Origin of the sequence: Polaromonas jejuensis NBRC 106434 (assembly GCF_001598235.1) — a bacterium.
Taxonomy (GTDB): Bacteria; Pseudomonadota; Gammaproteobacteria; order Burkholderiales; family Burkholderiaceae_C; genus Polaromonas; species Polaromonas jejuensis.
The window spans coordinates 1-1,113 of sequence record NZ_BCYO01000074.1 but is presented as its reverse complement, the minus strand read 5'-3'; the positions used below and the strand labels follow the sequence as shown (position 1 = coordinate 1,113).

1 protein-coding gene and 1 pseudogene are annotated in these 1,113 nt (G+C 64.3%); both read left to right on the top strand.

The features are described from left to right. Positions 1–282, top strand: a pseudogene (locus PJE01S_RS24155) (IS21 family transposase); the annotation flags it as partial. A 27-nt stretch (positions 283–309) separates the two neighbouring features. Beyond that, positions 310–1,047 (top strand): IS21-like element helper ATPase IstB, encoded by a 738-nt coding sequence (gene istB / locus PJE01S_RS24150; protein ID WP_068836251.1) that lies wholly within the window; start codon positions 310–312, stop codon positions 1,045–1,047. Positions 1,048–1,113: the final 66 nt, after the last annotated feature.

Below are 1,113 nucleotides of genomic sequence, written 5' to 3'. Positions count from 1 at the left end.
ACCGCCACCGCCGCCGTGGTGCGCTGGCAGATGGAGCACCGTGCCCACCCCGAGCAGGGCTACCGCTCCTGCCTGGGACTTATGCGCTTGGGCCGTGAGTATGGCCACGACCGATTGGAGGCCGCTTGCGCCCGAGCGCAATCGATTCGCGCGCCACACTACAAGAGCGTCGCCTCCATCCTGAGCTGCGGGCTGGACCAGCGCTCGCTTGATACCCCCATCCCCGCACAAGCCAGCCTGCCGCTGCACGAGAACGTGCGTGGCCCGGACTACTACCACTGAACCACACCCGATACACAAGGAACAAACATGCTCAACGAACACACCCTGCATCAACTCCGCACCCTGCGCCTGGACGGCATGGCCGCCGCCTTGACTGACCCGGCGAACCAAATCGCCGCCGCTGAACTGCCCTTTGAACAACGACTGGCCCTGCTGGTTCAGCGTGAGGTGGATTGGCGCGACGGCAAACGCCTGGAGCGCCTGTTGAAGGCGGCCCGGCTGAAGGTCTCCTCGGCCTGCCTGGAAGACATCGACTGGAGAAGCAACCGCGGGCTCAGCCGTGAAGTCATCGGTTCTCTGGCCAGCGGCGACTGGCTGCGCCATGGCCACAATGTGCTGCTCACCGGCGCCACCGGTTGCGGCAAGACCTGGCTGGCATGTGCCCTGGGTCAGCAGGCTGCCCGGCTTGGCTTCTCCGTACTCTATGCCCGTGCACCACGGCTGCTGGAGGAGTTGCATGTGGCGCATGGCGATGGCAGCTTTGCGCGGCGACTGGCTCAGTTAGCCAGGCTGGACCTGTTGATATTGGACGACTTCGCCATCGCCCCCATTGCCGCGCACGAGCGCAATGATTTGCTGGAATTGTTGGATGACCGGGTGGGCGGTCGCTCCACGCTCATCACCAGCCAGTTACCGGTGACGGCATGGCACGCGTGGCTGGATGAACCCACGCTGGCCGATGCCATCCTGGACCGCATCGTGCACGGCTCCCACAAGATGGCCCTCAAAGGGGAGTCCATGAGAAAGCTCGCCAACGCCGCTTGACCCATGCCGCAATCGCTTCAGTCCAGCGCCATCGCGGACAGTTGGGATACGATTGCCACCGTCACT

Bases quoted from the DNA above. Each gene is read 5' to 3' on its own strand.
- istB (WP_068836251.1), top strand. From the start codon at position 310: ATGCTCAACGAACACACCCTGCATCAACTCCGCACCCTGCGCCTGGAC.